This window comes from Sphingobium sp. ba1 (assembly GCF_000743655.1).
Taxonomy (GTDB): domain Bacteria; phylum Pseudomonadota; class Alphaproteobacteria; order Sphingomonadales; family Sphingomonadaceae; genus Sphingobium.
Genome location: NZ_JPPQ01000069.1, coordinates 983,082 through 1,006,950, shown reverse-complemented (window position 1 = coordinate 1,006,950; position 23,869 = coordinate 983,082). Strand labels below are relative to the sequence as shown.

The window sequence follows — 23,869 nt, the reverse complement described above, 5'->3', positions numbered from 1 at the left end:
GGCGTGTACGAGCCGATCCGTTTCGCTCTGATCGGTAGCGACGTCGAACCATCAGCACGCGCGGGAGACATGCTGTCATGAACCCGCTCGAAACGATCGATCATCTGGCCGCGGTGCAATATTGGACCGGTCGCCTATTGCGGGATGGCTTGTGCATCATCCCCGACCTGCGTCCCCCTTCCGCGCTCCAGGCGCTGGAGCGGGATCTCTCGCCCATCTTCGAGGCGACGCCTTTTTGCGAGGGCGCTTTCTATGGCGAGCGGACCAAGCGCTTTGGCGGCCTCCTGCGCCGCAGCCGTCATATCGCGCCGCTAGTGGAAGATCCGCTCATCGTTGGAATCGCGCACGAAATATTGAGCCCCGCATGCGACCGGATCCAGCTCAATGTCGCCCAGGCCATCGAGATTCATCCCGGCGCCCTGACGCAGTTGCCGCATCGCGATCACGACATGTGGCAGGGCGCCAAAGGCGCCCATGAATATCTGCTCAATGTCATGTGGCCCATCACGCCGTTCACGGCAGACAATGGCGCAACCCAACTCTATCCCGCAAGCCATGGTGCTGCTGGCATGGCACGGCAGGATTATGACGAGCCGATCGTAGCGACCTGTCTGCCGGGGTCTGCTATCCTGTTCCTGGGTTCGACGTTGCACGGTGCTGGCGGAAACGTATCTAATGAGGTCCGGCGCGCGATCGTGACCGGCTATTCGTTGGGCTGGCTCAAACCCTATGAGAATCCGTGGCTGGCCTATCCGCCGCCTGTCGCGCGAACCTTCTCGCCTTCCCTCGCCGCTCTGGTGGGATATGCCCAACACCGTCCCAATCTCGGCAATTACGAGGGCCAATGTCCCTCGATCCTGCTCAGGGACGTGATACCTGCGCACATCGCCGCTATCGATGCGCTCCGGCCCGACCAGATGGATTTGGTCGATCAATACCTCAGTCGGCAGGTGCCGGGGAACGACAGGCCCTGGCTTCAAGACAATGGCGCGGGCAAGGACCGGTGAGTCCGGCACAGATTCTCGAGCGCAGCTACCGAACGCTCAAGCAGCGGCTGATCGAGGGTGCGTTTGATCCCGGACAACGCCTAGAAGCCGCCCGGCTCGCGGACGACATGCATGTAAGCATCACCCCAATCCGTGACGTGCTCAATCGGCTCACCGGAGAGGGCCTGGTCGACGCCATTGCGGGCGGAGGCTTCTACATGCCGATGCCTGATGAAGGCGGGCTGCGCGACCTTCTGGACTGGAACTCCCTTCTTTCCCTTCACGCTGCAGGGTCTCCAAGGCGCGCCATGCCAGAGGTGACGTCGGCATCATCGGACGACGCGGACCGTGCCGCCTGCCTTTTCTTGCAACTGGCCGAAAGCCGCGGCAATCGGGAAATGATCCGGGCCGTCGAACATCTCAATGACCGCCTGTACGCTGCGCGTCTTCTGGACGCCCGTATCCTCAGCGAGACAGGGGCCGAAATACAGGATCTGGAAGAATCCTTGCGGGCTGGTAACGCCGACCTGTCGAAAAGGATCAAAACCTATCACCGCCGTCGAAAAGCCAGGGTGTCGACCTATATCCGACTCCTTTGCAAAAGATCCTGAGTTGCGTGTGTTGCCGAAAGCATCCGAGCCAGTAACTGCCATGTTCTGGCTCATCTGAAAACTGCCCTGCCGGAGCAAGCTCACGACAGGGCCAAGGTTCAGGGAGGTGTCGCTCCAAAGGGGGAAGGACGCGACAAAATCTATGTAGGGAGGTGTTCGGTCATTTCAAGGTTGTTGCCTGTCTATAGTCGCCGGGCCCTGGATCGTCCCGAATTGTCGACACACTAGCCGCACGTTTCACGTTTCACGTTTCAGGCTATCGAGATACTACCGCCCGATGGCTCAGGAACCGCTGGAGATAGATCGGCCTTATCGCCGCGCGAATAGGTGCCGACGTAACAATCCTGCCGCCAGGACATGTCCATTCAGGGCCTCTACCAACGCTGTGCGGCCGGGATTGGAGGTAAGTGATGGCGTCAGCGGCCCTCGCGTATGGACGTCATTCCAGCAGGGCCGATGCGGCGTCGCTGGTCGGCCGAGGCCAACCAGGATTACCGCGTCATCTTCCATGTTTACGCATATACTCTTCAAAGGTTGATAAGAGAGCCTGACCCTTCGCCGCGTTGATCTTTCCGAGGCTTGTCTTGCCGATGCGGGCCTTGAGATAGACGCACAAGTCCGCAAAGCGAGCGAGGCTCACCAGCTCCCACTGGGCCCCAAACTCACGCTTGATGGAGACATAGATAACCGCCGTCTTAAAGGGTGTGGGTCGGACAGGCCCGACTTTCGCATACTGGATATAGCGATCGATCAGATATTTGACATAGCGCCGCTTGTCGCCATCGGCTCCGATTGATCCGGCAGGCGGAAGGATTTTTGTCTTGCTGCTCGTGGACTTGAGCACGAGCGTCCTCGTCTGCACGGCGCCGGGGCTGTTGATAGCGATATTGCCCGTGTTGTTAGTGATGATCGTATTGCTCAGCTTTGCCAGTAAAGCGGCCGAGAAGAAAACGTCTTCTGGACACTCGGGCTTGCAATTGTCTGCTTCGGCCTGCGCTTTCATGTTCAGCAGCAGCTTGACCGAAAAGACCTCCGGCTGAGCATCGATAGTCTTATGATGTGTCGGGCAAAGCAACAGCAGATTGTCGTAGCCCTGCCGCTCCGCCTCACCTTGGTGGGAATCATAACGCTCACCGCCTACATTGCGGGCTCTAATGTGACAGATCTCGCCGATGATTGCCCCGTTTTCACCCACGATAGGCGTCGCGCACCCGGGAAAGGCGCAGCGTTGGCCCGTCCGCGCAAAGAGCCGTTTGATCGTTGGGAGCGATGGCTTACCCATTGGATATCCGGCGCCTCAACGAAGCTGTGCTGCGGTGGCCGCCTGGTTTCGGCGGAACCCTTCGCCATTGCGGAATAAATAAGTCGGCTTCGTCAGTCATCCCCCCTCCATTTCTAATCTAAGTGTCCATCAAAAACGCTGAATCGACGCTTTCGAAATCATCACCTCTTTGTAGCTTGACGCTGAGGCAACGCTTCGGCCGGCACCGCCCATAAAGTATCGCTTGTCGAAATCCTGCTCTCGCTGAACCGGCGCTCGAGCGCGCGCAGCAGCCGTTCATTGCTCGAGGCAATGCCGATAGGCGCGCCGTGCCGGCCGACGTCTATGTGCAGGAAGACCATGGCGGCGATACCTGGGATCAGGATGATCTCCAGATCGGCGGGGTAAAAGCCAGTTGGGGCCAGGCGTCCCTCGTCAAAGACGCGCTTTAGATGTCGGCGCTGGCCGGACGGCACCGCGCGCGGAACGATCGCGATCGTCTGGGCATCCTTGACGCCGCCGGAGCTAAGGGTCTCGTCGAGGCGTTGCAGCGTTTCGCCGACCTTGAAGGTGCGCCCCCAGGCGGTTCCACCTGGACGCAGCCAGATGATCGACGGCGGCCCGCTGGCCGTCCGTTCCGCGCCCAAGGCGGCCTCGATCACGCCGCAGAACTTTCCGACATTGTAGTCGAGATAGGGGGCGCCGACGAGAAGCGGGTCCCCGTCCCGATCGCCGGCAGCGAGCAACCGCGACCAGGTCGAGGTATCGCCTGACTGACGCAGCAGGCCGGGACGATCGTCGCCGGTCAGGCGCTCATAGTCGGCAAGCCCTGATGCACTCTGCTCGGGGCCGCTGAGCATAGCCCAGACGTCCACCGCAGCCATGCTGAGCAGAGCGAACCGCGCAGGGTCATTGTCGGCAAATGGCAGATGGAGATTGGTTTCAAGGGTGGTGTCGCGATCGAGCCAGCATTCGGCCGGCATCGGCTGATAGCCGTAGATCCCCGCTTCCACTTCGGAAATGGAGTAGATGGCGAGCTGGTCGGCATCGGGATGCCGGCGAACTCGCCGGGCATAGTCGTGGAAATTTTGCTCGAAGGCTGTCCGGGCAAAGGTCTCCGGCACCTGGCGGGCATTGGGCTGCTCGGGAATAGACAGAAGGTTGGGCAGCGACCGAAAGCGGGCCGGCGACATGATGTTGCGGCTGACGAGATCGAACCAGACGCCTTCGGTCCAGGGCTCGACGGCAGCCAAGCGCGGTAGCTCCCCCTCGGTCAGTCCCTTGAACAGGTCCTGCCCCTTGGAAGACAGGGAGATTTCCCGATCATCGCTTTCCAGAAGTCCGCGCTCGGTCAGTTCGAGGAGGACGGTCTCGATCTCGCTGCCCGAAAAGCCGAAATAGCCGGCCAGCCGCTCGACGCTGATCTTCTGGACGACTTGGACGAGGCGCAGGACGAATTCGTCGACCACCGGCATCTGGCGCTCGCGCGTGACATTGGCCTTGATCGTGAACCGGCGGCACGGAACCTGGAAGTCGACCGCATCGACCTGCAGCTGCCCACCGCCCGAATTCCCGGCGCTCATCGGATCGCATCCATGCGCACGACCGCCGCCTTGCCGGTGCGGTCGCGGTCGATCTGGTCGATGACGCTGCGTATCGGCGAGCGGCAGCGCTTGTCGCGCCACATCATAGTATTGCCGATGATGAAAAGCCGCTCGCGAGCGCGGGAGATCGCGACGTTGCAGCGATTGGGCGAGCGGACATGGCCCGCTTCGAAATGACCATTGGCGCGCACCAGCGACAGGATGACGATTGCGTTCTCCTTGCCCTGGTAGGAGTCGACCGTGTCGATCTTGACCGTGCGGCGAAAGGCCGGGTCGAAGGGCTGCTGGGCGAAGCGGCGTTCGAGTTCGCGCTTCTGTTTCTTGTACATGCAGATGACCCCGATCGTCTGTTCCTCGTCCTTGGCGAGCGCGGCAGCGAATTGCTCCTGCGCGGCGATAAGATTGAGCAGCCGCATGGTCGCTTCGACCTCGGCTTCGTTCCAGGTGGAATTCTCGCCCTTCTTGCGGTTCTCCGCCGATGCGGCCGCGCCGCGCGTGTCGATCCAGTTGATCGGACGTTTGAGCAGGTCGGGCATGGGCAGGTCGAAGCGCTCGTCGGCCTCGCGATCCTTGGATGTTACCAGCTTAACGCCGTGGGGCGCATAAAAAGTCCGCGAGACGAGATCGCAGATCGGCTTCACCATGCGATATTGCTCGTCGAGTATCTGGCCGGCCACCGCGCCATAGGAAGCGGTGAAGGCGCGCTCGAAATCGCTGCGCATCACCTCGCGTTTGGGCACGCTGGGCAGTTCTTCGGTGACAGCCTTGACCATGTCGCGGTCGATCATAGGGGGCAGCTGGAGATGATCGCCGACCAACAGCACACGTCGGCCGAGCTGGAGCGGTACGGCAAGCTCGCCTGCCGTGCAGCGCGCGGCCTCGTCGACAATGACCCAGTCGAACGAGCCGGCCTCGAGACGTATGCGGGTCTGGCCAAGGCCGACGCAAGTGCCGGTGATGATAGTGCGCGTCTTGGCGAGGAATTCCTCAAAATTGCGGTGCCCCGCCCCGAGCGTCTCGTTCCATTCGCGCGAAAGGGCGAGGAGCCGGCGGGCCGCGGCGAGGTCGGCCGGCGTGGAGCGGACGTGGCGTGTGAGCAGCGCGGTATGCGCTTCTTCGATGACGAGGACTGCCTGCGAGATTTCGGGATCGATGTCGTGGCCGACCCATTGCGGCGCGGCCTTGGCGAAAGCGGCGATGGCGGTGCGCAAACGATCGCGCAGGCGACGCGCTTCGTCTGGCGTGACGTCGGACGCGGCAAGCGCGTCGTGCAGGATTTCGATGCGGCGGGCGAGATCGCCTAACGCCCGGTCGAGATCGACAAGATCGTGGAGCAGCGCCCGGCTGATCCCCATGGCTCCACCGGCGGCCGCGAGACGAGCCTTGAGGCCTCCCTGAAAGCGGCGTTGGTAGCGCTCGCGCAACGTCGAGCTGTGATAGGGTCGCAGGCGACTGGTGAGCCCCTTGGCGCCGACGCGGAGCAGTTCGAGGCGGTCCTTGCGCGCGCCGAACAATTTGATCAGTTCCTCAGCCGCGCCGTTGACCGCCTCGTGGCTCTGGCTCGCCACCAGGATCTTGGAGGCACCGCCGCGCGTGACCAGCCAGTGGACGAGCGCGCCGATGAAGCGCGTCTTGCCGGTGCCCGGCGGCCCCTGCATCAAGCCGAGCGGCCCCGAGGCGAGGATCGTGCTGAAGGCCGCGCGCTGCCCTGCGTTAAGACCGTAGCCCTTAAGCTCTTCATCGGTTGGAGCAAGGGCAAAGGTCGCCGGCACCTTGCGCATCCGCGGCTCGAAATAGTCGATGAGGTCGGGGATCTCGCTGGTGCGCGAGAGGATGCGATCGACGCCGCGTTTACGGCGGTCGAGCGAGGCTTGCGCCCGGCGGTCAATGAGCGAGACGATGTCGCCTTCGCTCGGCGGGCGAGCCATGTTGCGGATGGCGATCGTGCGGTCGGTGAGATCGCGCAGGTCGAGCTTGCCGATGAACTTGCCGCGCGCGCCGTCGCGGGTGCGCACTTCGACATCGCTTTCGCTGTCGAAGTCGAACGGCCGGTCGGTCTCATAGGTGTAGACGACCGCATCGGTCGTGTCGGCAGCCCGCTCGCCGATCGTGATGCAAGGAATGAACTCTTCCTCGAGATCGATCAGCGTCCGCCAGAGCTGCGCGGCAGCGAAGCCGGTTGGGCTGGCACTGCGCTCACCGTCGGTCGGTTCGACAGTGGCCGGAAGGGCCTCGTCGAGGAAGGCGACAAGGTCTGCAACATCGTCGAGCCGGCCATCGGCTGTCTCGAGGCGCAAGGCCATGGCGGTTCCGCGCCGTGTGTAGGAAAGCCCATCGAAATCGATGGCCTCGATGGCGCAGTGTTCGATCAGGCTGCCCCGCATGCGCAGGAGCAGGCTGCTGTCGAGGCCATCGATGCGATATTCGGTGCGCTGGTCGCGAAGGCGCTGGATGCGGACATAGAATGTGTCGTCGTCCGGGGTGAGCTCGCCATCGGCTAGCCCAGGCGAGGTGACGACGAAACGCGGCACGGGCGGCGCATTCGCACGATCGAGATCCTGCCGTGCGGCAATGAGCAGCGGTTCGAGCGTCTCGATCGCGGTGCGATCCAGGTCTTCGCCGATTGCGCGGTCGAGCGCGGGGAGCCGGTCGGTGCCGGCCTCGTCGACCATGGCGCGCGCGATCTTCACAACGGCGAAGCGGTCGATCTGCTGGCCGGTCAGGCGCTCCCAGCCCCCGGGCAGATAGGCATGGTTGCGGATCGCGCCGATGCCCGGCGGTGCCAAGTCGAACAGGTCGATGATGGTGAGCGCGTCGTTGTCCTCGCCGCTGTCGATCAGGATGTTCGCGGGGCTGAGATCGTCATGGGTGCAACCAAGGCCGTGCAGCATATCGATCGTCTGGCCGAGCGTCGCGATGATCCCCGCCGCCCGCGCCGGATCGCCGACCGCAACTTCGCCGAGCGGTGCACCGGCAGCGCGGCGGTAGACGACGAAGGGGCCGACCGACGAGAGGCCGGCGGCCTCGAAATGGGGCAAGCCGTCCTGCGGCTTGAGCCGGAGCCGCGCGATGCCTTCGAACATGGCGAGCATTGCGAGGTCGAGTGCCTGCGACTGGCCGCGCCGCATGCCGGCCCAAACCTTGACCATGCAGTCACGGTCATCAATGCGCGTCGGATAGGTGGCGCAGCGCTCATTCTGTTCGACATTGCCGCTGTTGGGCCACTTCACGAACGGAATGTCGGTGACTTCATGGGCGTCGAGCCGGGAATGATCGATTGCCGGTTCGGTGGGCGACAGGATGTCTCCGAAGGCATCGGCGAAGAGCTGGGCATTGCCATAGCGCTCCGCTGGCACCTGCGCGCCGGCCTTGGCCAAGACCGTGTCGAGTCCCTCCGGGAGCGCGAGGGAAATCGACGCCTCGTCCGGTCCGACGATCTCCCGGACGATCTGCGCAAGCTGATAGACGTCGCGTTCGCTCGCGGTGCCGGCGAGCGTCTTGTCCAGGTCTTCCGGCAAGGGCGCCGAATAGCCGCGCAGGAGGTCGAGCCAGTCGCCAACCGATTCGTCGGCCGTGATCTTTGCCGACATGAAGCCGGTGAGCGCGAGCCGCGTCGGCGAGGTCATCCAGATGCAGGCCGGAGCGAGGTCGCGATGGGCGACGCCCTGGCGGTGCAGCTCGGCGGCGATGCCCAGAAGCGTGCTTATCGTATCGAGGCGCTGGTCGAGCGCGAAAGACGAGCGGTTTTTCTCGATGTAGCGGCGCAGGGTCGTCCAGTTGGGTGGCAGCCCCAGGACTTCATAATGGTCGGTGAGGATCTCGTCGGGCGGCGCGACGGTAGACTGCAGGATGGCGGCATCGGCGATGACCGAACTCTCCGCCTCGCGCAGCAGGCCGACGACACGAGCCTCTCGTTCGGCGACGATGCGCCGGGTTTCTGGGCTGTTGAGATCGTGGGGCAGCTTGTCGAGCCGCCATTGGCGAAGGAGCGCCTTGATGCGCGGGTCGCGAAACTGCTGGGCACCGTGTTCGGCCCACAGGCAGCGCGGATGGACGAACAGGTCGCGCTCGGCGATGCCGTAGCCATCCCAGTTCATTTGGCTGGCGCGAAACACGGTGGGATTGCGCAGCAACTTATCGAAGTCGCCGACCAGCGAACAGGGTTTCACGCTGAGAATGGTCGCCTTTTCCAGCAACCCGGCGTGCGCGGCGGGGTCTCCGAGGCTGCGCGCGTCGGCCAGCGACCAGGTATAGCGCTGGTCGTCGGGATGAAGCTTGGCGGCCGTGCAACTGCCGGTCAGGACAACGCGCAGGTCGACATAGACCTTCGCGAGCGCGGGAATACGCTGAGCAATGATCCCTTTGATCTTACGGGCCTTCTCGCTGAGAAGTGCGACAGGCGACCGGCCGCGCGGGCGTTCGTTGACAACCCAGCGATCGCCCCGTGCTACGAGATAGCCATTCCAGTCCTTGAGCTCGAGCAGTATGACGCGATCGTCGGTGATTAGTAGGGCGTCGATCTCGATCGGCGACGAATTCTTCGGATAGCTGGTCAGCGATGCGTAGAGCAGCCAGTGCGCTGGCAAGGCGTCGGCTAGGGCGTTGATGCCCTTAATCTCGCGCAGATGAATGCCCGCACTATTAAGATAGTGAACTTTGCAACCCAAGCCCTGTGTCTCGGTCGTGTCCGTCAAGATGGTGTAATTTCGGCGGTGGCCACGGGTCATCGTCAGGCGGCCTTTGATGTGATGTGGAGTGGTGCGCTTTCCTCCTCGATCGTAGTTTGATTGAGCTCGGCCATGCCTTCGATCTGCATGTACCGGTGCTGGAGTTGCCACTCGTCGTTCTGCTCGAGCAGGACGGCGCCGACGAGGCGAACGATGCTGTCCTCGTTGGGGAAGATGCCGACGACATCGGCGCGGCGCTTGACCTCCTTGTTCAGGCGCTCGAGCGGGTTGGTCGAGTGTAATTTCACGCGGTGCTGGGTGGGGAAGCCGGTGTAGGCGAGCACGTCGTTTTCGGCGTCGTCCATGCAGGTGCCAAGCTTGGGCCAGCGGGCGCGCAGCTGGTCGGCCACGTGGCGCCAGGTCTGGATTGCATCTTTCTGATCGGGTTGGATGAAGGCCTGCCGGATCGCGGCGGCGACCATGGTGTGCTGGCCCTTGGGCACATAGGCCAGTGCATTGCGCATGAAGTGTACGCGGCAGCGTTGCCAGGTGGCGCCGAGTACGCGGGTGATCGCTGCCTTGAGCCCTTCGTGGGCATCTGAGATGACCAGCTTTACGCCGGTGAGACCGCGGCGCAGGAGGTCTTTCAAGAAGTCGGACCAGAAGACCTCGGCCTCGCTGGGGCCGATATGCAGGCCGACGATCTCGCGCCGGCCTTCGGTGTTGACCGCCATGGCTATTATGGCCGCAACGCTGATGATCCGCCCGCCCTGCCGGACCTTGAGGTAGGTGGCGTCGAGCCACAGATAGGGCCATTCGCCGGTTAGCGGGCGCTTCAGGAAAGCCTGGACGCGTTCGTCGATGTCCTTGCACAGCTTGCTGACTGTCGACTTGGAGATGCCGGTCATCCCCATGGCCTGCACAAGTTCATCGACGCGCCGAGTGCTGACCCCGCCGATCCAGGCTTCCTGGATGACCGCGACCAGCGCCTTCTCGACCATCTTGCGCGGCTCGAGGAAGGCCGGGAAGTAAGAGCCGGCACGCAGCTTGGGGATCTTGAGATTGAGCGTTCCCAGCCTGGTGTCGAGCGTCCGGTCACGGTGGCCATTGCGCCAAGTGGCGCGCTCGCCGCTGCGTTCGTGTCGTCCGGCGCCAATCAGGCCATCAACGTCGGCCTCCATGATCAGCTGCAGAACGTTTTCTGCAACCACCCGCAAAAAATCCGCGTCACCGCTCTTCGCAGATAACTCTTCGATCAGTAGTCTGTCCTCGGTCATCGGGTACTCCTTCGTCAGGGTTGAAGTCTCGCAACTCCACCATAACGATGAGCCCGGTGGCCACCAGCGCCGCCGAATTTTGGGGTGGGGCATGCCCCACCCCAAAATCCACCAGTGCGTACACCGGAAATTACACCACGAACGCGGACGCTAGCCTGTGTCTCCTCGCTCGCAGTCTAGCGAGATCGCGGACAATTGCGAGCAGCCTTAATGTTGTCGGTGAACCTGATAGCGTCGTAGCAGGTAGAGCTAACACGTAGGACGATGGTGCGCAGACCGGGTACAAACTGACCGGAGCGGGCTTTACCTTGGTGCGGGCGATCTAAAGTTCCTAGCCCATGCGCTAAATGCGCCGTGCGGAAACCCAAACCTAAATACCGCAGCGGGCATAGCCTCGACCGGTAAACTTCCTGCAACCGTTCGTCTCCCAGTTGCTGCCATCCCTGCGACAGGCATAATCATTGGGTTGGCGAGGCTAACGCCAGAGCGGCTGCGTCTGCCATGCGGGCAGGAAGCCGGCCATGCCCGGATTGAGGCCCGGCACGACAGGAAATGTATCGATCAGCTGGATCAAGCGCGTTTTCCAGCTGCTGGTCGGATGCACGACGCGTAGGAAATACTGGGCAATGGCAGCGGCGGCATAGATGCGGCTGGCGCTGCTTTGATAGGTCGCAAGGTGCGACATAAGAGGTACGGTATCACCCCTGGGCAGCTTGGGCTGGACCACGAGGGGATGATTCCAAAGCCTGCCATGATGGGCGCAGACGTTGCGGACGTAGGAAAGGGTTTTCACCCAGCTCGACAGTAGCTCGGGATTGCCTAGCGCATATTTTCGGGCAAAGGCAGCGCGGTCGGAGGGATGGGCCATTTCGATCAGATGAGATAGTCCGCCAAAATCCCAAGTTTCCACCGCCATCCATACCGGCAAAGGCGGGCGGAACTTCTTGCGATAATCTACCAGCCAGTCGGTGCGCGACCGGGTCTCCGCCTCGTCCGCGCGCACAAGCCATTGGGCGTGGCGGGTTTGCTGCCCCCGCACTGCGGTTGAACGCTTGGGATCGAGGAAAGCGAGATTGCGATGGGCGAAGGCATCGCGCTCACCGAGCCGGTGCGCAATATCGACACGCAGCGCGACCTCGATGCGTTCGATGGCATCCGCCATAAGCATCCGCAGCTGTTTGTCGAAAACATAGAGGCGCACGGCATGATCGAACCGCGTACCGGGCCGGAATGTTTTGGCGATCTGGTGAGTTTGGCTGCCATCGGGTTGTACGCTGACCTGCGACTGCAGCAGGGGCTGCCAATAATCCTTCAGCCTGTAATAGCCGATCCTGGCAAGATGCCGTTCCGCTTGCCAGACGTTCGTGATCTCAAGCCCCCGCTGGCGCAAGAGCTGCACCTGTTCGGCAAAGGTCAGATATGGCTTGTCGTAGGGCGGGAGCATCCAGGCCACAAAAAAAGAAGGCCGCCCCTTGTAGCCGGTTTCCCGGCTTCCAGAGGAGGCGGCCATGTTGCTGCTGAGATAGCAGCCGAGCAGTAAATTTCAAGCTAATGTTGCACGGTGCGGCAAAAGCGCGGAAGGTCGCAATATCGCGAAGAGGATGATATGACTAACGACATTCCCGACAGTCTGTTCAAGCGCATGCTATTAGCCAGCCAGTATCGTATCTTGTCGCATCTCGACACCACCTGTGCCGATTTTTGGCGCGGTGCTGCCGAACGTACGGTCCAGGGATGGCCGGTAGAGGACCTGCCGGATGCGGAAATAATCCTAGCCTATCAAGGCGATGCGCTGACCCGCAGCGATCAGCAATTTGTTCTCGATGCCCTCAACGTCTTCGAGCTGCTCCAGGATGGGATTGCCCAGGGCTACAAACCGAAACGTCCGAATGGATTCACCGCATTTCCGGGCTTCGACGGCAATAATGAAAGCAAATTGCTCAATTATGCGCGGCACGCGGTCGAGCAGGAGCATCGCTTCGAGTCAGTCGAACGCAGTGCCGATGATTTCAATGCCCATATGCCCACTGCCGAACTCTATCAGCGGATGATCAGCACATGGGAGCGCCACGGCCGGTCCTATAGGATCGACCAATCGCTGTTCGATGCCCTGATCGATGCGCAGATTCATCCCTCCATGGCGCGCCACGCCGACTGATCGGTTCACGGACAGGCACCTTCTTCGGACAGCCAGCCCTTTTTCACCAGCATATCGGCCGCTGAGCAGCAGGTCGGAGCGACGGCAGACCAGCGAATGCGGATCATCACCGGGACGGAAACACCCCAGCAATTTACCGAACGACTGTTTGCGCTCCTTCAGGCAGACACGACGCATCTCTACTTCGACACAAGCTTTCTCATGTGGTTGACCATGGTGGGAGACGAGGCCCGTGCGCAGTTCCGCCAGTGGACTGCAAGCATGGGGGAGCGGACCCACATTCCCTTATGGTCGATGCATGAATTTCATCGGCATCACCGCTCGGGAACGCTGCGCGCGGATCTTGTGAAGCGCGCCGACGGGTTGATGAGCGCTGCAAAGCTGTTCCGGCAGGAGGTCGGCCGATATGCCGACCAAAGAATGCAGGTAGGGCAGTCGGGAGCAGCCTTTCAGGATTCGGTCGACAATGCGCTCGAGCTGCTCAAAGACCTCACCGATGTCGCCCGTCGCTGGGACTATGACAGGTGCGCGGCGGACGTCATATCCTGGATGAACGAAAGGGCCTGTGCGAACCGCACCGTGTTCCGCTCCCTGGAATCGCTCGAAGCGCGCGGCGCGGCGCGCTACACACAGGATGTGCCGCCGGGATTTCTCGACCGGATAAAGCAAGACAGCCCGGACAAGGGCAGCAATAAATATGGCGATCTGCTATTCTGGCAGGAGGTTGTGGAGGATGCTCAGAAAAAGGGCGCAAGAGCGGTTATCATCGTCACGCGCGACCGAAAGGAAGACTGGTTCGCGGGCGAGCCTGATCCCAACCTAACGCTCGACTGGCAACGGGTCCGGGCAAAGTGGCGGCCGGTTCCACGGCCCCATCCGACCCTCGCCTTCGAACTCAAGGTCGAGGCGCAGGCGCAGCTCGAACTGCTCGACGAACTTTATCTCGGCGCTGTCCTGTGGAAATTCGGCCGGCCGACCTTCGAACGGCTCGCCTCGGCGGCTATTGCCGTCACTCCGGAGCAATTTGAGCGGGTCGACCCGCCGCCGGCACCCGTTAGGTCCCGCGCGCACAAAAGGCGTGACCAGCCAGGAATCGGCCTCGTAGAGGCCAATAGTCTCATCGATTCCGCAGTTGAAGAGAGCGGCGAGCGCGTCACAGCTTTTCTGGGGATGCTGGAAGGCGACGCGCCGGACGTGGACAAATTTTTGGATGAGCTCGAGCCCACCGCTCTGGCGCAGTTCGACAAACGTGAGCTCGCCAATCTGGCCCTACGGCTGCATGACGGCGCGCGGCAAGGATTGAGCCCTGCCGTGCGCTGCGCCCACAAGGTTATCGGGCTTCTTGACGCCCTGCCCGCGCACAGCGCGGCGGCTATATATATCGGCTTTTTGAGTTCAACCTATCTCGTCGGCGGAAGGCCGCTGGACAGGCCAGACAGCCCATTCATGGAAGACCTGTTCGCCTGGCAGACGGACACGGCGTTCCAGGTCATATTGCGCGCCTTCGCGCTGCGCATGGGCAAACTTCGTTCGACGGCGCTCTATCTTCCCAACAGCCGGGATGAGCGACGCACGCTGCGTGTCGAGCATGACGCGCAGCAACAGCAGGATCCGGTCGCACTTATCCAGGTCTATCTTGGTACGCAGGCTTTGCTTACGGACGGCGAAACACGACCCGACGCCCAACTGCGCGTTTTGGTCGGCCATGCAGCGTCCAGCGTTCGCGACATTGCGAGGGCACTGGCCCGGCACTATGGCCTTCCCTTCGGGTTGCTCGACATCACCGGAGGCGCGCCGGACGAGCTGCGCTTCATTCCGGATCACTGCGGCCTCCGCGAATTCAGTCGCTTCGACCAGCAGGACGGGGTCGACGCTCTGTCAGCAGGACCGGATGCCGTGAAGGATGCTCTCCCGATCGAGGCCGACGAATCAGATGAGGACGAGCCAGAAGAAAACGAGCCAGACGAGGACTGGGATGCCAGCCTGGAGGAAGATTGATGACAAGCGAGACTGTTCCCTTCAAACCGCACTTCGGCGCTTTCGTGCTCGAGACGCTGACCCTGGGCATGTATGGGGAATCACGCAACGCCATCCGCGAATACATCCAGAATGGTTTTGATTCGCTGCGCCAAGCAGTTGCCGACGGCCTACTGACCGAGAGGGAAGCTGGGATCGAGATACGCTTCGATGAAGGCAAAAGCCTCGCAATCAGGGACAATGGCGGGGGCCTCCGCACGGAAAATGCGGTTTCGGTGCTCGCATCGGTTGGCGCATCGAACAAAGATTACAGACGCAACGCCGGCTTCCGCGGCATCGGCAGGCTAGCGGGCATCGTCTTTTGCGACACGCTGGAATTCAGAACCAAGGCCACAGGCCAGGCACGCAGAACCATCGTGACCTTCGATGCCAAGAAGCTACGGGACAAGATGTCCCCGCATGGTTCTTATGCAGCTGACGCGGCTGAGACGCTGGAAAGCTGCGTGACGGCTCGCGTTGAGGACGCCCCCGATGCGGACGAGCATTATTTCGAGGTGACACTCACGGGTTTTTTCAATCCGCCTGTCGAGTGCGAAAATTATGCTTCGCTCAAGAGCTTTGTCGAGCAGGTCTCGCCCCTGCCCTACGGTCCCGATTTCCCGCACGCTGGGGCCATATTGGAGCAGGCGCGCGCCCGGAATTTCGATATTGAATGGGTCCGCATCTTCGTCCGGAATGGTGATGCACCTCAGGAAGAATTGTTCAAACCATACGGCAAGGATGTCGGCGTGAAGAAGGAGCGCGTACCGCTACTGATCGACTACGTCGCATCGCCGACGGGGACATGGTGGGGCTGGGTCGGCCGCAAGCGGGTGTCCGGCACGATCAAGGATCCGGCGTCGCGGGGCGTGCGCATCCGCGTGCGCAACATCCAGATCGATGGGACCGAGATTATGCGCGACATATTGGCCGTCTCCCATCTCGGCGGCAAACCGCGCACTTCTTATGCGCGATTTGTCGATTGGTATGCCGGCGAGATCCATATCAGGCCCAATGCTGCCATCCCCAACGCGCGGCGCGACGGGTTCGAAGAGGATGCGGCTTGGCAGACTATTCGCAACGAGCTCGACGAACATGTCGCCTCGACCTATGGCAAGCTCGCCTACCGCACCTCGACAGCCGACCAGCTGTCGGTTGATAGTCTCACCAAGCGACTGGCCGAGTTCCGGCGCACCGCGGACCCGCTCATCGAGGAGAAGCGGGCTGACTGGGACGTCATCAGCCTAGCGGTCACCGAAGCCAATGAGTTACAGAGGCGTTTGGGATTGGCGGTCAAGGCGGCAGACGACTCTGAACTGGCTCCGATCAGGACGATTTCCGACACGGTTTCAGGTCTAAAAAAGGAGCTGGACGCGCTTGTTGTCGACGCGCCGCGAGGTTCGGCGTGCGAGGCCGAAATTGCCCTTGCCCTCTCCGAATTCACCCAGATGCTCTACAGCGCGCTGAAGCAAAGGCTCGGCCCTAGTGAATGGCAGCGGGCTCGGGAGATCGTTCGGGAGTTGTCAGGTGAGGATCCGATCTAAAAAGCCTGATAAGCCTTAAGGCACGGGCCGTAGCAACATCCGGTCGATGAGGGATTGGGTTGATCGCGTGACGGGGAGCAGGCCGACAAGTTTCCATGGCCGCTCCTGCGTCACGTTGGTGAAAAATTGCCGCTAATTTACCTAACTGAGCTTTTGGAGGATACGATCAACTAGTGATTTGGCCGCGACCCTGTTGGCAGAACATTCGTAAATGAGGCTAAACATCTGCTCAAACACTTCCCGTTTTGGCGCCTCGAAACGTGCAAGAGGAGATTCCACTACATCGCTGACGGCTAGATCGTCCAACCCCCTCCGGATCGACTGCATCTGTTCAAGCAGTGCCGTCACTGTCTCCGCATCGAGGTCAGGCGTCTCGGCGATGCGTTCCATACGGCCCAGACTCCCTCGGACATCCGCTGCGACGCTGTCGCGTTCGGCGACAGCAAGTGCTCCTTGCGCTGCGATCGCCAGCTTCTCGCTGGCGACCGTGCGATGCATCTCGAAGTCCCTCAACCACTTTCGGCGAATGGAGCTGGTCCGACATCGCTTGGCCACGTCCCTGGCCAGCGGAGCCATGTGATTGATCAGATTGCTCATGTGAATGTTGAGCTCAAAATCGTCACGCCGACCATTGGGTACGACCCGGCGGTCAAGGACGTGCAGTTCGCCGATTGCCCAGGAATTGAACCGCTGCTCTGAGAACAGCTCCTCAAGTAAAGCGTGTCCCCCGATCTGGATATTCCCAGCGCGGATTCTCAGTCCCTTCGCGTGGAGGGCATTGGGAACAGCGCCTTCATAGTCATGGTGAGCGACCCAGGCGACGCCGGCCACGCCGCCGTCAACACCCGCAATCTCAATCGTCTCGATCGCTCGAAGCGTGAGTTCGGGTTGCCCCTCGGCAGTCATCACGTTCCGAAATGGACGGCACAGCGGCTTACCTTCGTTCACGCGAATGTCGAGCTCGCAGATCTGGGCGTCACCGATCGCTTGACGAATTTCCTCGCCGAAGCTGAAGTCAGCATGAAATGGTACGGGAGCGACCTGGGAAAGGTATTCGGCCACCGCGTCGATGTTCATGAGCGCATCGTTGCGCTGGCGCACAATTCCACGCAACTCGACCTCGAAAAATCGAGCAGGGGCGTCAGTCCCATCAACGAGCGAGCCCGTGGTAATCTCTGCGATAAGCTCTGCGACCCCGCCGGTGAAGTCGACCGACCGCAGCGCGGTTCGCAGCTGGCGACAATCCCACCGCAACTCTGAAACGGTCTTTTGGCCGGCCGTGCGTGATCTGAAAATCAGCTCCTGCGCATATCCTAGTCCAGCGAGACGGCCTACGCCGCGGAACCCGCGCGCTTTCGTGCCGCGCTTCTGACTGCCGCCAAGAGCGGTTAAGCGTCCCTCAAACTGGCCAGCGGGGATACCGGCGCCGTTGTCGCGGATGGTAATGGAGCGGGATGCCGGGTCCACTCGAATGTCGACCCGACCACGTTCATCGCCGCTGATTAGGCCAGCTTCTCGCGCGGCCTCAATACCGTCCGCCGCGTTCTGTACATACTCCCGGTAAATCGTCATCGGATCAACGTACATCGCGCTCGAGATGAGCTCGAGGATGTCCTTGCCGATGACAATGTCGGAAGCCTGGATCCTGGAACCCTTGTTAGCGCCATTCTGAAGCGCGGCTCGCCTGTCGGCGAGAGTCGCGGTCGCGATGTTCATGCTGCCTGTCTCTCGTCTGCGCTCGGAAGCCGGACTTCATCCGGCGCCATTGGGGGTTCATCATAGTCGAGGCCCGCATCTTCGACGCGTTCGTCATCTGGCAGGCCAAGTGTGCTCGGTTCGGAACGTGCGCGAGCCTTTTGCTGCGCCCAGATGTCGGACAACTCATCCTTCGGTACGGGCACATAGAATGGGAGCAGTTCCTGCAGGCGACGGGTCGACGCCTTGGCAGGGAGCTTGCTGAAGTCTCGCGGGTCGCAGGATGAAAGGAGCTGGACGAGCTCCACGCGTTCTGCGGCGTCAAGCCTCGAATAGCCGTCGCCGAAGGCGTGAAAGACGTTCTGACCGCCGCCAAACTCGTACCAGTCGCGATTGAAGATGATGTCGTGAGGCATGGCAAGAATGCGCTCGTAGTCTTCGACGGTATCGCCAAACGCTCGCTTGAAGAAGGTTGGTTCGCCGCTCACGATGCCATGCGTGGCCTGAAGGATGATCTGCATCGACCGAAGTTGATAGCGGGTCCATTTCGCGCCAACGTGCCCCCGATCCGGACGGTCCGTTGGCTGGTAGCGCATGGGAAACGACCAGATGCGGACGTTCAGCTCTTCATTGAGCGTCACGTTCAGCCGCATCCGCTCGAAGAGGTCGGCAGGGTCGTCGTGAAAGTTATACAACATGTAGTTCGACAGCTCGTTCAGCCCGAACTCGTGCGCATAACGGACAGCCTGCTCGTATGGCTTTTTGACCCCAAGATGATCGAAGGCGATGCGAAGCGGCTTGAGACAGATCGACGATAATTCCCGCAGGTACATTGGATCTTTGCACAGAATGCGCGCGTCGACCCCCTGATTGAAGTCCACGCGGCGCTGCACAGGCGTCCGCATGCCCTCTCGCTTGAGCGTCGCCCCGGGCACGAAGCCCAAGTCCCGTATTTCCGCGATGATTTCTTTGAATCGAGGGCTGGCGACAACATTGTTGTCCATCAGGATGAGGTCTTTTTTGGCGCCATAGAGATCCTCGATCGACCGCACGAGGCCGGTCAATGACTCAGTGTCTCGCTGGCCACCTTCGAGCTTGGGAACGCCGCAGAAATGGCATTTGCGAATGCAGCCGCGCGACGTGTAGGCGAAGTACGCATCCCTGACCGGATATTGGTATTCGATCTGAGACATTATCGAATAATCGGGAACGAGGTCTTCGATCGGCGTCCCGGCGACGTCATCCGAATAGAGCTCTTCGGCGAAATCATCGAGTTGCAGGGCGACCGCGGGCGGCTGGGACAGGAGGCCTTTGATGAACCGGACGCCATGCCATTTGCGCTCAGCTATAAACTTCTCGTGCATGAGCGACGCCGCGATGCCGCCCACGAAGACCTTGTCTGCCTGGTGGTTTGCGGCCTCCAGTGCAAAGTCGATCGTTTGCGCGATCTTGGGATACTCAAACGAGAAGAGCGTTGTGACGTAAATCCGATCCCATGCCTCGGATAGGACACTGCGATCTTCGCCCTTCACAAAACGTACACGGTCCCGCTTGCCTTGCGGCCCATGATATTGCGCAATCTTCATGAGCCCAAGTGGCGGATACTTGTTCTTGTAACCGGGCTCGATCAGCAGGATTTTCTTATCAGCCATTGGACACCACTCGCAGGCGAGCTCGACGGCGAGCATCGCGTATAATTTGAATTGCGGCTTTCACGCCGCCCTCTCCGCCAAGCCCCTGGAGAGGACCCGTCGACGACCAGTCAAAATCGCTTGCGAAATCGCCAAGAAGCGCCGCGAAATAGCGCCGATCCCGCATCTGGCCCGGTCGAGCCTCGTTGCAAAGGTCGGAAGCCAGGTCCATCAGAGCATACACGCCGATGCCCTTGGTCAACAGGTGGCGTCGGGGCTGACTCCACGCTTCCGCGAGAACCTCAGCGATGGCGGACCAAAAGGAAAGGACGGTCTGTGCCGCGCTTTCGACGCCGGTCGTTTGTGCAATTGTAGTCCCAGCCAAAAAGCGCTTCACGGCCTTCTGCATGGTCCTCAGCGACGCACGACGAGTAAGGCCGGACGTCGGCTCGCCACCGAGATCCAGCTGCTTGTACCATGGCGACGATGGTTCGTTCTTCAGAAACAGAGCGATGAAAAGCTCGGGGCGGTCAGCGCCGAGGTCCGTACACAGCTGGGCATCGTGGAAATCGAGGAGGCTCCGACTCAGTCCCTTGGCTTTGCCATTGATAACCGAGAAAACCTCCATCTCCTCGGCCTCGCTCAGCCCTTCGAAGCACATGAAGGGCAGCTCGATGTCGAGATCGGACAGGTGGCCCAACCTATGCTGGCAATCAACCTGCGCCAGGACCCGTCCGGCCGAATCGTCGATGACGATATCCGCGCCGCCTCCCGGTTGGAGTTCGATCCTCCATCCCTCATCGCGGCCGGAGTGCCGACGGCGCAAATTGAATGTGAGCGGGATTGTCGCGCTTCCTTCCTGCTGGATGTAACGCCGGAAATCGAGGCTGTGCTGGGCATTGTACCGGCGCTGATAGCCACGGCCGCTGTCCTCGTCGAGCACATCGGCGAAGCTTATGGCGTGAAGAGTGCTGGCCGCGGCGAAGCCGAGCAGCACCGGCCGATCAGCCGATTTTCCTCTTACGCACCTAAGACGCAACTCACCCATCTGCCACCCCGTTGTCGATATTCTGCATTCGTCAGATGCAGAAACCGCTCTGATTGGATGCAGATACCCTAACAGGATCTCGTTGTCGATCTAGACTTAATAGCATCGCAACGGCAGATAAGGATTATAGTTCGCGGCCTACCTGCAGGGTCTCCGCGGAGGGTCCTGCTGCCGCCAGTATGGGTGGGCAACCGCCCTCGTATCATCGGGACGAGCCACGCTCACAGCGCGGTAAGCGCTCACAGTTGGAGGATCCGCGTCTCGGGACGTCAAGCAGCTTCGTCCACCGACACGGCAACGGCGACATCGTTGATATAGCGCTTACCGGGCTCGACCACCTGGCCTCCTTCAATGAAGGTGGTGACCAGATCGTGGACCGTTTTGACGTAGGCCACGTCCTCCTTTGAGAGTGGGCCTTTTTCAGCGTGGTGGGTGATCGTTCTGGCTTTATTGATTTTGCCGATCCAGCGGATGAGGTCAGCTTTCTTGCCCTTCCCGTAGAAATTGTAGTGGTCCTTAAACACCTCCCAATTGTCATTGTACGAAATGATATCAGGGTAGTTCGAGAGAAACAGGTAGCGCCAGCGCTCGCGGTCACCGGGCGTCTCGTTGTACATCTGGTCGCAGCTGTTTCGGACGGACTTGGGAACCCCCAGCATCCACCACGCCTCCGACTTCTCGCCGTATTTCGCCTTTAGAGTGGTCAACACGTTTTCGAAGATGATGCGATTGATGTTGTCGATCATGTCCTTCGCTTGTTTCGCGCCCGCAACATCGCGGCTATCCATGTACTCGATGACCTCTGGCAGATCGAATTCCGGGATCGCTTCGTGAATTATGCTGCACATCTGGAGGCAATTTGCCGTCACGCTGGCGAGCGAACTGCCCCGTTGGCGAAACGCGTTCACGTCGCCTACGTCGGCGACTGCGAAGTAGTCGATAACGGGCTGAACGTAAGGGGCGACGCGCGCGACGATGTCGTCGGCCTCAAGGATGGTGGCTTTGACGTTCTGCTTGTTCTCGACAAAAGCGACAATTTTCCGAAGCATGAGGAGCAGCGCGCGCAAGCCCAAATTCGTGCATAGATAGCCGCCCTTCGCGTCGCCAAGCTTCCAGTGCGTATCAAGTTGGCCAGCGAACAGGGCGAGATAGCCGGAAAGCGTCTCGACGGCCTTTGTCATGGTCGCCGCTGGCGTTTGCGAGACTTCGCCCAGAGGACCCGGAAGGAGGGCCTGCGCATTGTTCTTTCCCGCGCGATGCAGGGTGCCAATGAGCCCATTGGTGGCGATGCCGTCAGATAAAGACGTCAGCGTTAAACAGCGCCAGCTATCCTTGTCTTGGGCCACGGTCAGGATCCGATCCTTGATCGGAGAAGTCGGGTGATCATCCAGTTTTAGGGCGATGCGCGCGCACAGCGCCTCGAGCCGCTTCACAGGGTCAGGATCATCGATGTTGAGACTGGATACGATTTCGTTGACGAGGTTGCGAGATACCTTGACCTGTTGCGTGTTGATGTCGACGAACAGTTGAATCTCATCCCGAATGGGAAGGTTCTCATAAGCCAGTACCGGAACGACGGACCTGTCATCGGCGAAGCGCTGGGCATGCGCATACCCATAGAGACGGTGCTGGCCATCGATGACCCAGGCCGAACCGTATTGCCCTGGCAAGTGGAGGGTACCCGTAGCGGTGTCGCCGAACGTGTCCTTTTGGTCGAATTTGAGAGGAGAATCGGATTTGAAATTTATAATGATGTTCGTCGGAAACTTGCCACCATCATCAATGTACTTCCCGATCTCCTTAAGCCGGGACGGCTTAACCATGCGCTGATAAGTCTCCAAGTCATCGTTCGATGTTTTGGATCTATGACTGATGTAAGCAATGCGCAAAAGTTCATAAGGTGACATCAGGAAATTATAAAATACACGGCCACCAGCCCTTCCTTTCGTTGCGGGCACTTGAACTCGAAGGCCTTCGACTTTTTCACCCGAGAAGTATCGCCCGAGAAACTGGTAGCGTGCCGCCGTTTTGAGGAAATCTGTGAGCTTGTTGAAGTAAACTAGGTCGTTCTCGGTGATGATCGCGATGCCCGCAGCTTCAGCACGGTCGCGGTCGGCCGCGCGCCAGTGGACATTTCGAGTCGCAATCGCGAACTTCACCTTCAGTTTGGGATCTCGGCCAAAATGGGTGTGGACCGATTTTATCACGTCTTCGCGTATCGCGCCGATCTTATCGATTAGGGTCTTCACGGACTTCGGGCCAGGCTCAGCAGAGTGAGTGCATTCGACGATGAGCGCTGTTTCTTCATCGGCGGCGAACACATCGATCTGACGAGGGACCGTCTTTTCACCGGCTTGAATGGAAAAATTGCGCGTACGGTTAAGGGTTGAAAATCCCATTCTGTAAAGGAGGCACCAGACATCATCTTCAAGTTGGCGATCAACTGGCTTGTCTTTGCCGAGCCGGATCGACGCTTTGTTGCGACGGATGAGTCGCCAACCATCTTCCACTTCGCCCGCAAGCTTGAGCTCAAGCGCTTTAATGCTGGCGGCAGATATGGTCTTCTCGTCCGCGTTTTTGGATTTTTCGCTGTAGATCGGTTTCAGATCATCGCCGACGGACAAACCAGTTAGCGGTGGTAACATCAGGCCCGCGTCCCAAGAATATTTATCGTCATTCTCTTGCTCCCACCCCGTCGATGTGGGCACCGTAAGCGCTGATTCGCACTGTCACAAGCGGTTGATCAACTGGGCCGAAAGGGATTGCGCGAAGAGAGCACCGTAGGCGGGTACGTATTTCGGACTGCCACATAATCGTTGCTCCTAGGTTCGGTTATAAGCACATGGCAGCAGAAATCATCAAATTGGGCAAACCCATGGCTGCGAACTATGGATGGAAACTGGATGCGAACGATCGGACGCGGTTGCTCGATTTGTTCAAACCCGCCTGGCCAGACGTCATCGCGGATCATGTGACGTTTGGCGTCCGCAACGGTCGGGTGGCTTTGCTAGCCACCACTGGAGAGGTCGTCGGTAGCGTTAATGACGGGGAAGGGATCCAGACCCTCATCGTCGCAATCGGCGGATCGACAGCTCGGGCAGACGGCGGAATCTATCACATAACCTGGTCGATCGATCGACAACGAGGACGCCGTCCCGTCGAAAGCAACGAAGTGATTGCTCGGCTGGGCTGGGTGACTTGCATGGAGAAAATCTCAGTGCTCTTATTCCCATCGCAAATTTAGGGGGCGGGATACCTGCCTTTAATGCGCCTTAGTTCGGCACCGGGATCCGAGTGTCAAAAATGGCGCCGCGTCATTTGAAATGAAGTCACGTGTGGACGTCGGTTTTAGCCAACTCCGTTCCCGTAAG

General features: G+C 60.3%; 15 protein-coding genes. 6 read left to right on the top strand and 9 right to left on the bottom strand.

Translation table 11 applies throughout. From position 1 onward, the window contains the following. Positions 1 to 77: 77 nt before the first annotated feature. Together IL54_RS07925 and IL54_RS22205 are read left to right on the top strand one after the other, a co-directional pair. Complete coding sequence (locus tag IL54_RS07925; RefSeq protein WP_052027605.1) at positions 78 to 1,007, top strand: phytanoyl-CoA dioxygenase family protein; 930 nt, start codon at positions 78 to 80, stop codon at positions 1,005 to 1,007. After that, on the top strand, positions 1,004 to 1,597 hold the full coding sequence (locus IL54_RS22205; protein ID WP_052027604.1) for a GntR family transcriptional regulator: 594 nt from the start codon (positions 1,004 to 1,006) through the stop codon (positions 1,595 to 1,597). Before IL54_RS07925 ends, IL54_RS22205 begins: the two co-directional genes overlap by 4 nt. A 499-nt stretch (positions 1,598 to 2,096) precedes the next feature. Here the strand turns inward: IL54_RS22205 and IL54_RS07915 are convergent, their stop codons facing one another. The 5 genes from IL54_RS07915 to IL54_RS07895 all read right to left on the bottom strand — a co-directional run bounded on the left by IL54_RS07915 (position 2,097) and on the right by IL54_RS07895 (position 11,916). Beyond that, the gene (locus tag IL54_RS07915) at positions 2,097 to 2,879 is read right to left on the bottom strand and encodes an HNH endonuclease signature motif containing protein (protein ID WP_037474540.1); all 783 of its coding nucleotides are present in this window, start codon (positions 2,877 to 2,879) and stop codon (positions 2,097 to 2,099) included. Positions 2,880 to 3,040: 161 nt separating this feature from the next. Further along, a complete protein-coding gene (locus IL54_RS07910; protein ID WP_037474539.1) occupies positions 3,041 to 4,441 on the bottom strand; it encodes a hypothetical protein in 1,401 nt (466 codons plus the stop codon). Further along, on the bottom strand, positions 4,438 to 9,189 hold the full coding sequence (locus IL54_RS07905) for an AAA domain-containing protein (protein WP_037474536.1): 4,752 nt from the start codon (positions 9,187 to 9,189) through the stop codon (positions 4,438 to 4,440). The genes IL54_RS07910 and IL54_RS07905 overlap by 4 nt, the downstream gene beginning before the upstream one ends. A gap of 2 nt (positions 9,190 to 9,191) precedes the next feature. Then, the gene (locus IL54_RS07900; RefSeq protein WP_037474533.1) at positions 9,192 to 10,406 is read right to left on the bottom strand and encodes an IS256 family transposase; all 1,215 of its coding nucleotides are present in this window, start codon (positions 10,404 to 10,406) and stop codon (positions 9,192 to 9,194) included. A 475-nt stretch (positions 10,407 to 10,881) separates the two neighbouring features. Continuing rightward, positions 10,882 to 11,916 carry an Abi family protein gene (locus IL54_RS07895; protein ID WP_052027603.1) on the bottom strand — a complete coding sequence of 345 codons (1,035 nt, stop codon included), beginning with the start codon at positions 11,914 to 11,916 and terminating at the stop codon, positions 10,882 to 10,884. 96 nt (positions 11,917 to 12,012) lie between these two features. Between IL54_RS07895 and IL54_RS07890 the strand changes: the two genes are divergently transcribed. The 3 genes from IL54_RS07890 (at position 12,013) to IL54_RS07880 (ending at position 16,124) form a co-directional block, all read left to right on the top strand. Then, positions 12,013 to 12,564 carry a YfbU family protein gene (locus IL54_RS07890; RefSeq protein ID WP_156106177.1) on the top strand — a complete coding sequence of 184 codons (552 nt, stop codon included), beginning with the start codon at positions 12,013 to 12,015 and terminating at the stop codon, positions 12,562 to 12,564. A gap of 96 nt (positions 12,565 to 12,660) precedes the next feature. Further along, on the top strand, positions 12,661 to 14,562 hold the full coding sequence (locus IL54_RS07885) for a PIN-like domain-containing protein (protein WP_156106176.1): 1,902 nt from the start codon (positions 12,661 to 12,663) through the stop codon (positions 14,560 to 14,562). Next, complete coding sequence (locus IL54_RS07880; protein ID WP_052027602.1) at positions 14,562 to 16,124, top strand: ATP-binding protein; 1,563 nt, start codon at positions 14,562 to 14,564, stop codon at positions 16,122 to 16,124. The genes IL54_RS07885 and IL54_RS07880 overlap by 1 nt, the downstream gene beginning before the upstream one ends. A 141-nt stretch (positions 16,125 to 16,265) precedes the next feature. On the opposite strand, the gene IL54_RS07875 is transcribed toward IL54_RS07880, so the two are convergent. From IL54_RS07875 to IL54_RS07860, 4 genes are all read right to left on the bottom strand, one after another. Then, on the bottom strand, positions 16,266 to 17,840 hold the full coding sequence (locus IL54_RS07875; RefSeq protein ID WP_052027601.1) for an ATP-binding protein: 1,575 nt from the start codon (positions 17,838 to 17,840) through the stop codon (positions 16,266 to 16,268). Continuing rightward, complete coding sequence (locus IL54_RS07870) at positions 17,837 to 19,471, bottom strand: radical SAM protein (protein ID WP_052027600.1); 1,635 nt, start codon at positions 19,469 to 19,471, stop codon at positions 17,837 to 17,839. The genes IL54_RS07875 and IL54_RS07870 overlap by 4 nt, the downstream gene beginning before the upstream one ends. After that, positions 19,464 to 20,498, bottom strand: a complete 1,035-nt coding sequence (locus tag IL54_RS07865; RefSeq protein ID WP_037474530.1) for a DGQHR domain-containing protein — start codon at positions 20,496 to 20,498, stop codon at positions 19,464 to 19,466. The genes IL54_RS07870 and IL54_RS07865 overlap by 8 nt, the downstream gene beginning before the upstream one ends. A gap of 269 nt (positions 20,499 to 20,767) precedes the next feature. Next, positions 20,768 to 23,143, bottom strand: a complete 2,376-nt coding sequence (locus IL54_RS07860; RefSeq protein ID WP_037474529.1) for a DGQHR domain-containing protein — start codon at positions 23,141 to 23,143, stop codon at positions 20,768 to 20,770. 197 nt (positions 23,144 to 23,340) lie between these two features. On the opposite strand from IL54_RS07860, the gene IL54_RS07855 reads away from it, so the two are divergent. Next, positions 23,341 to 23,742 (top strand): hypothetical protein, encoded by a 402-nt coding sequence (locus IL54_RS07855; protein ID WP_081912841.1) that lies wholly within the window; start codon positions 23,341 to 23,343, stop codon positions 23,740 to 23,742. Positions 23,743 to 23,869: the final 127 nt, after the last annotated feature.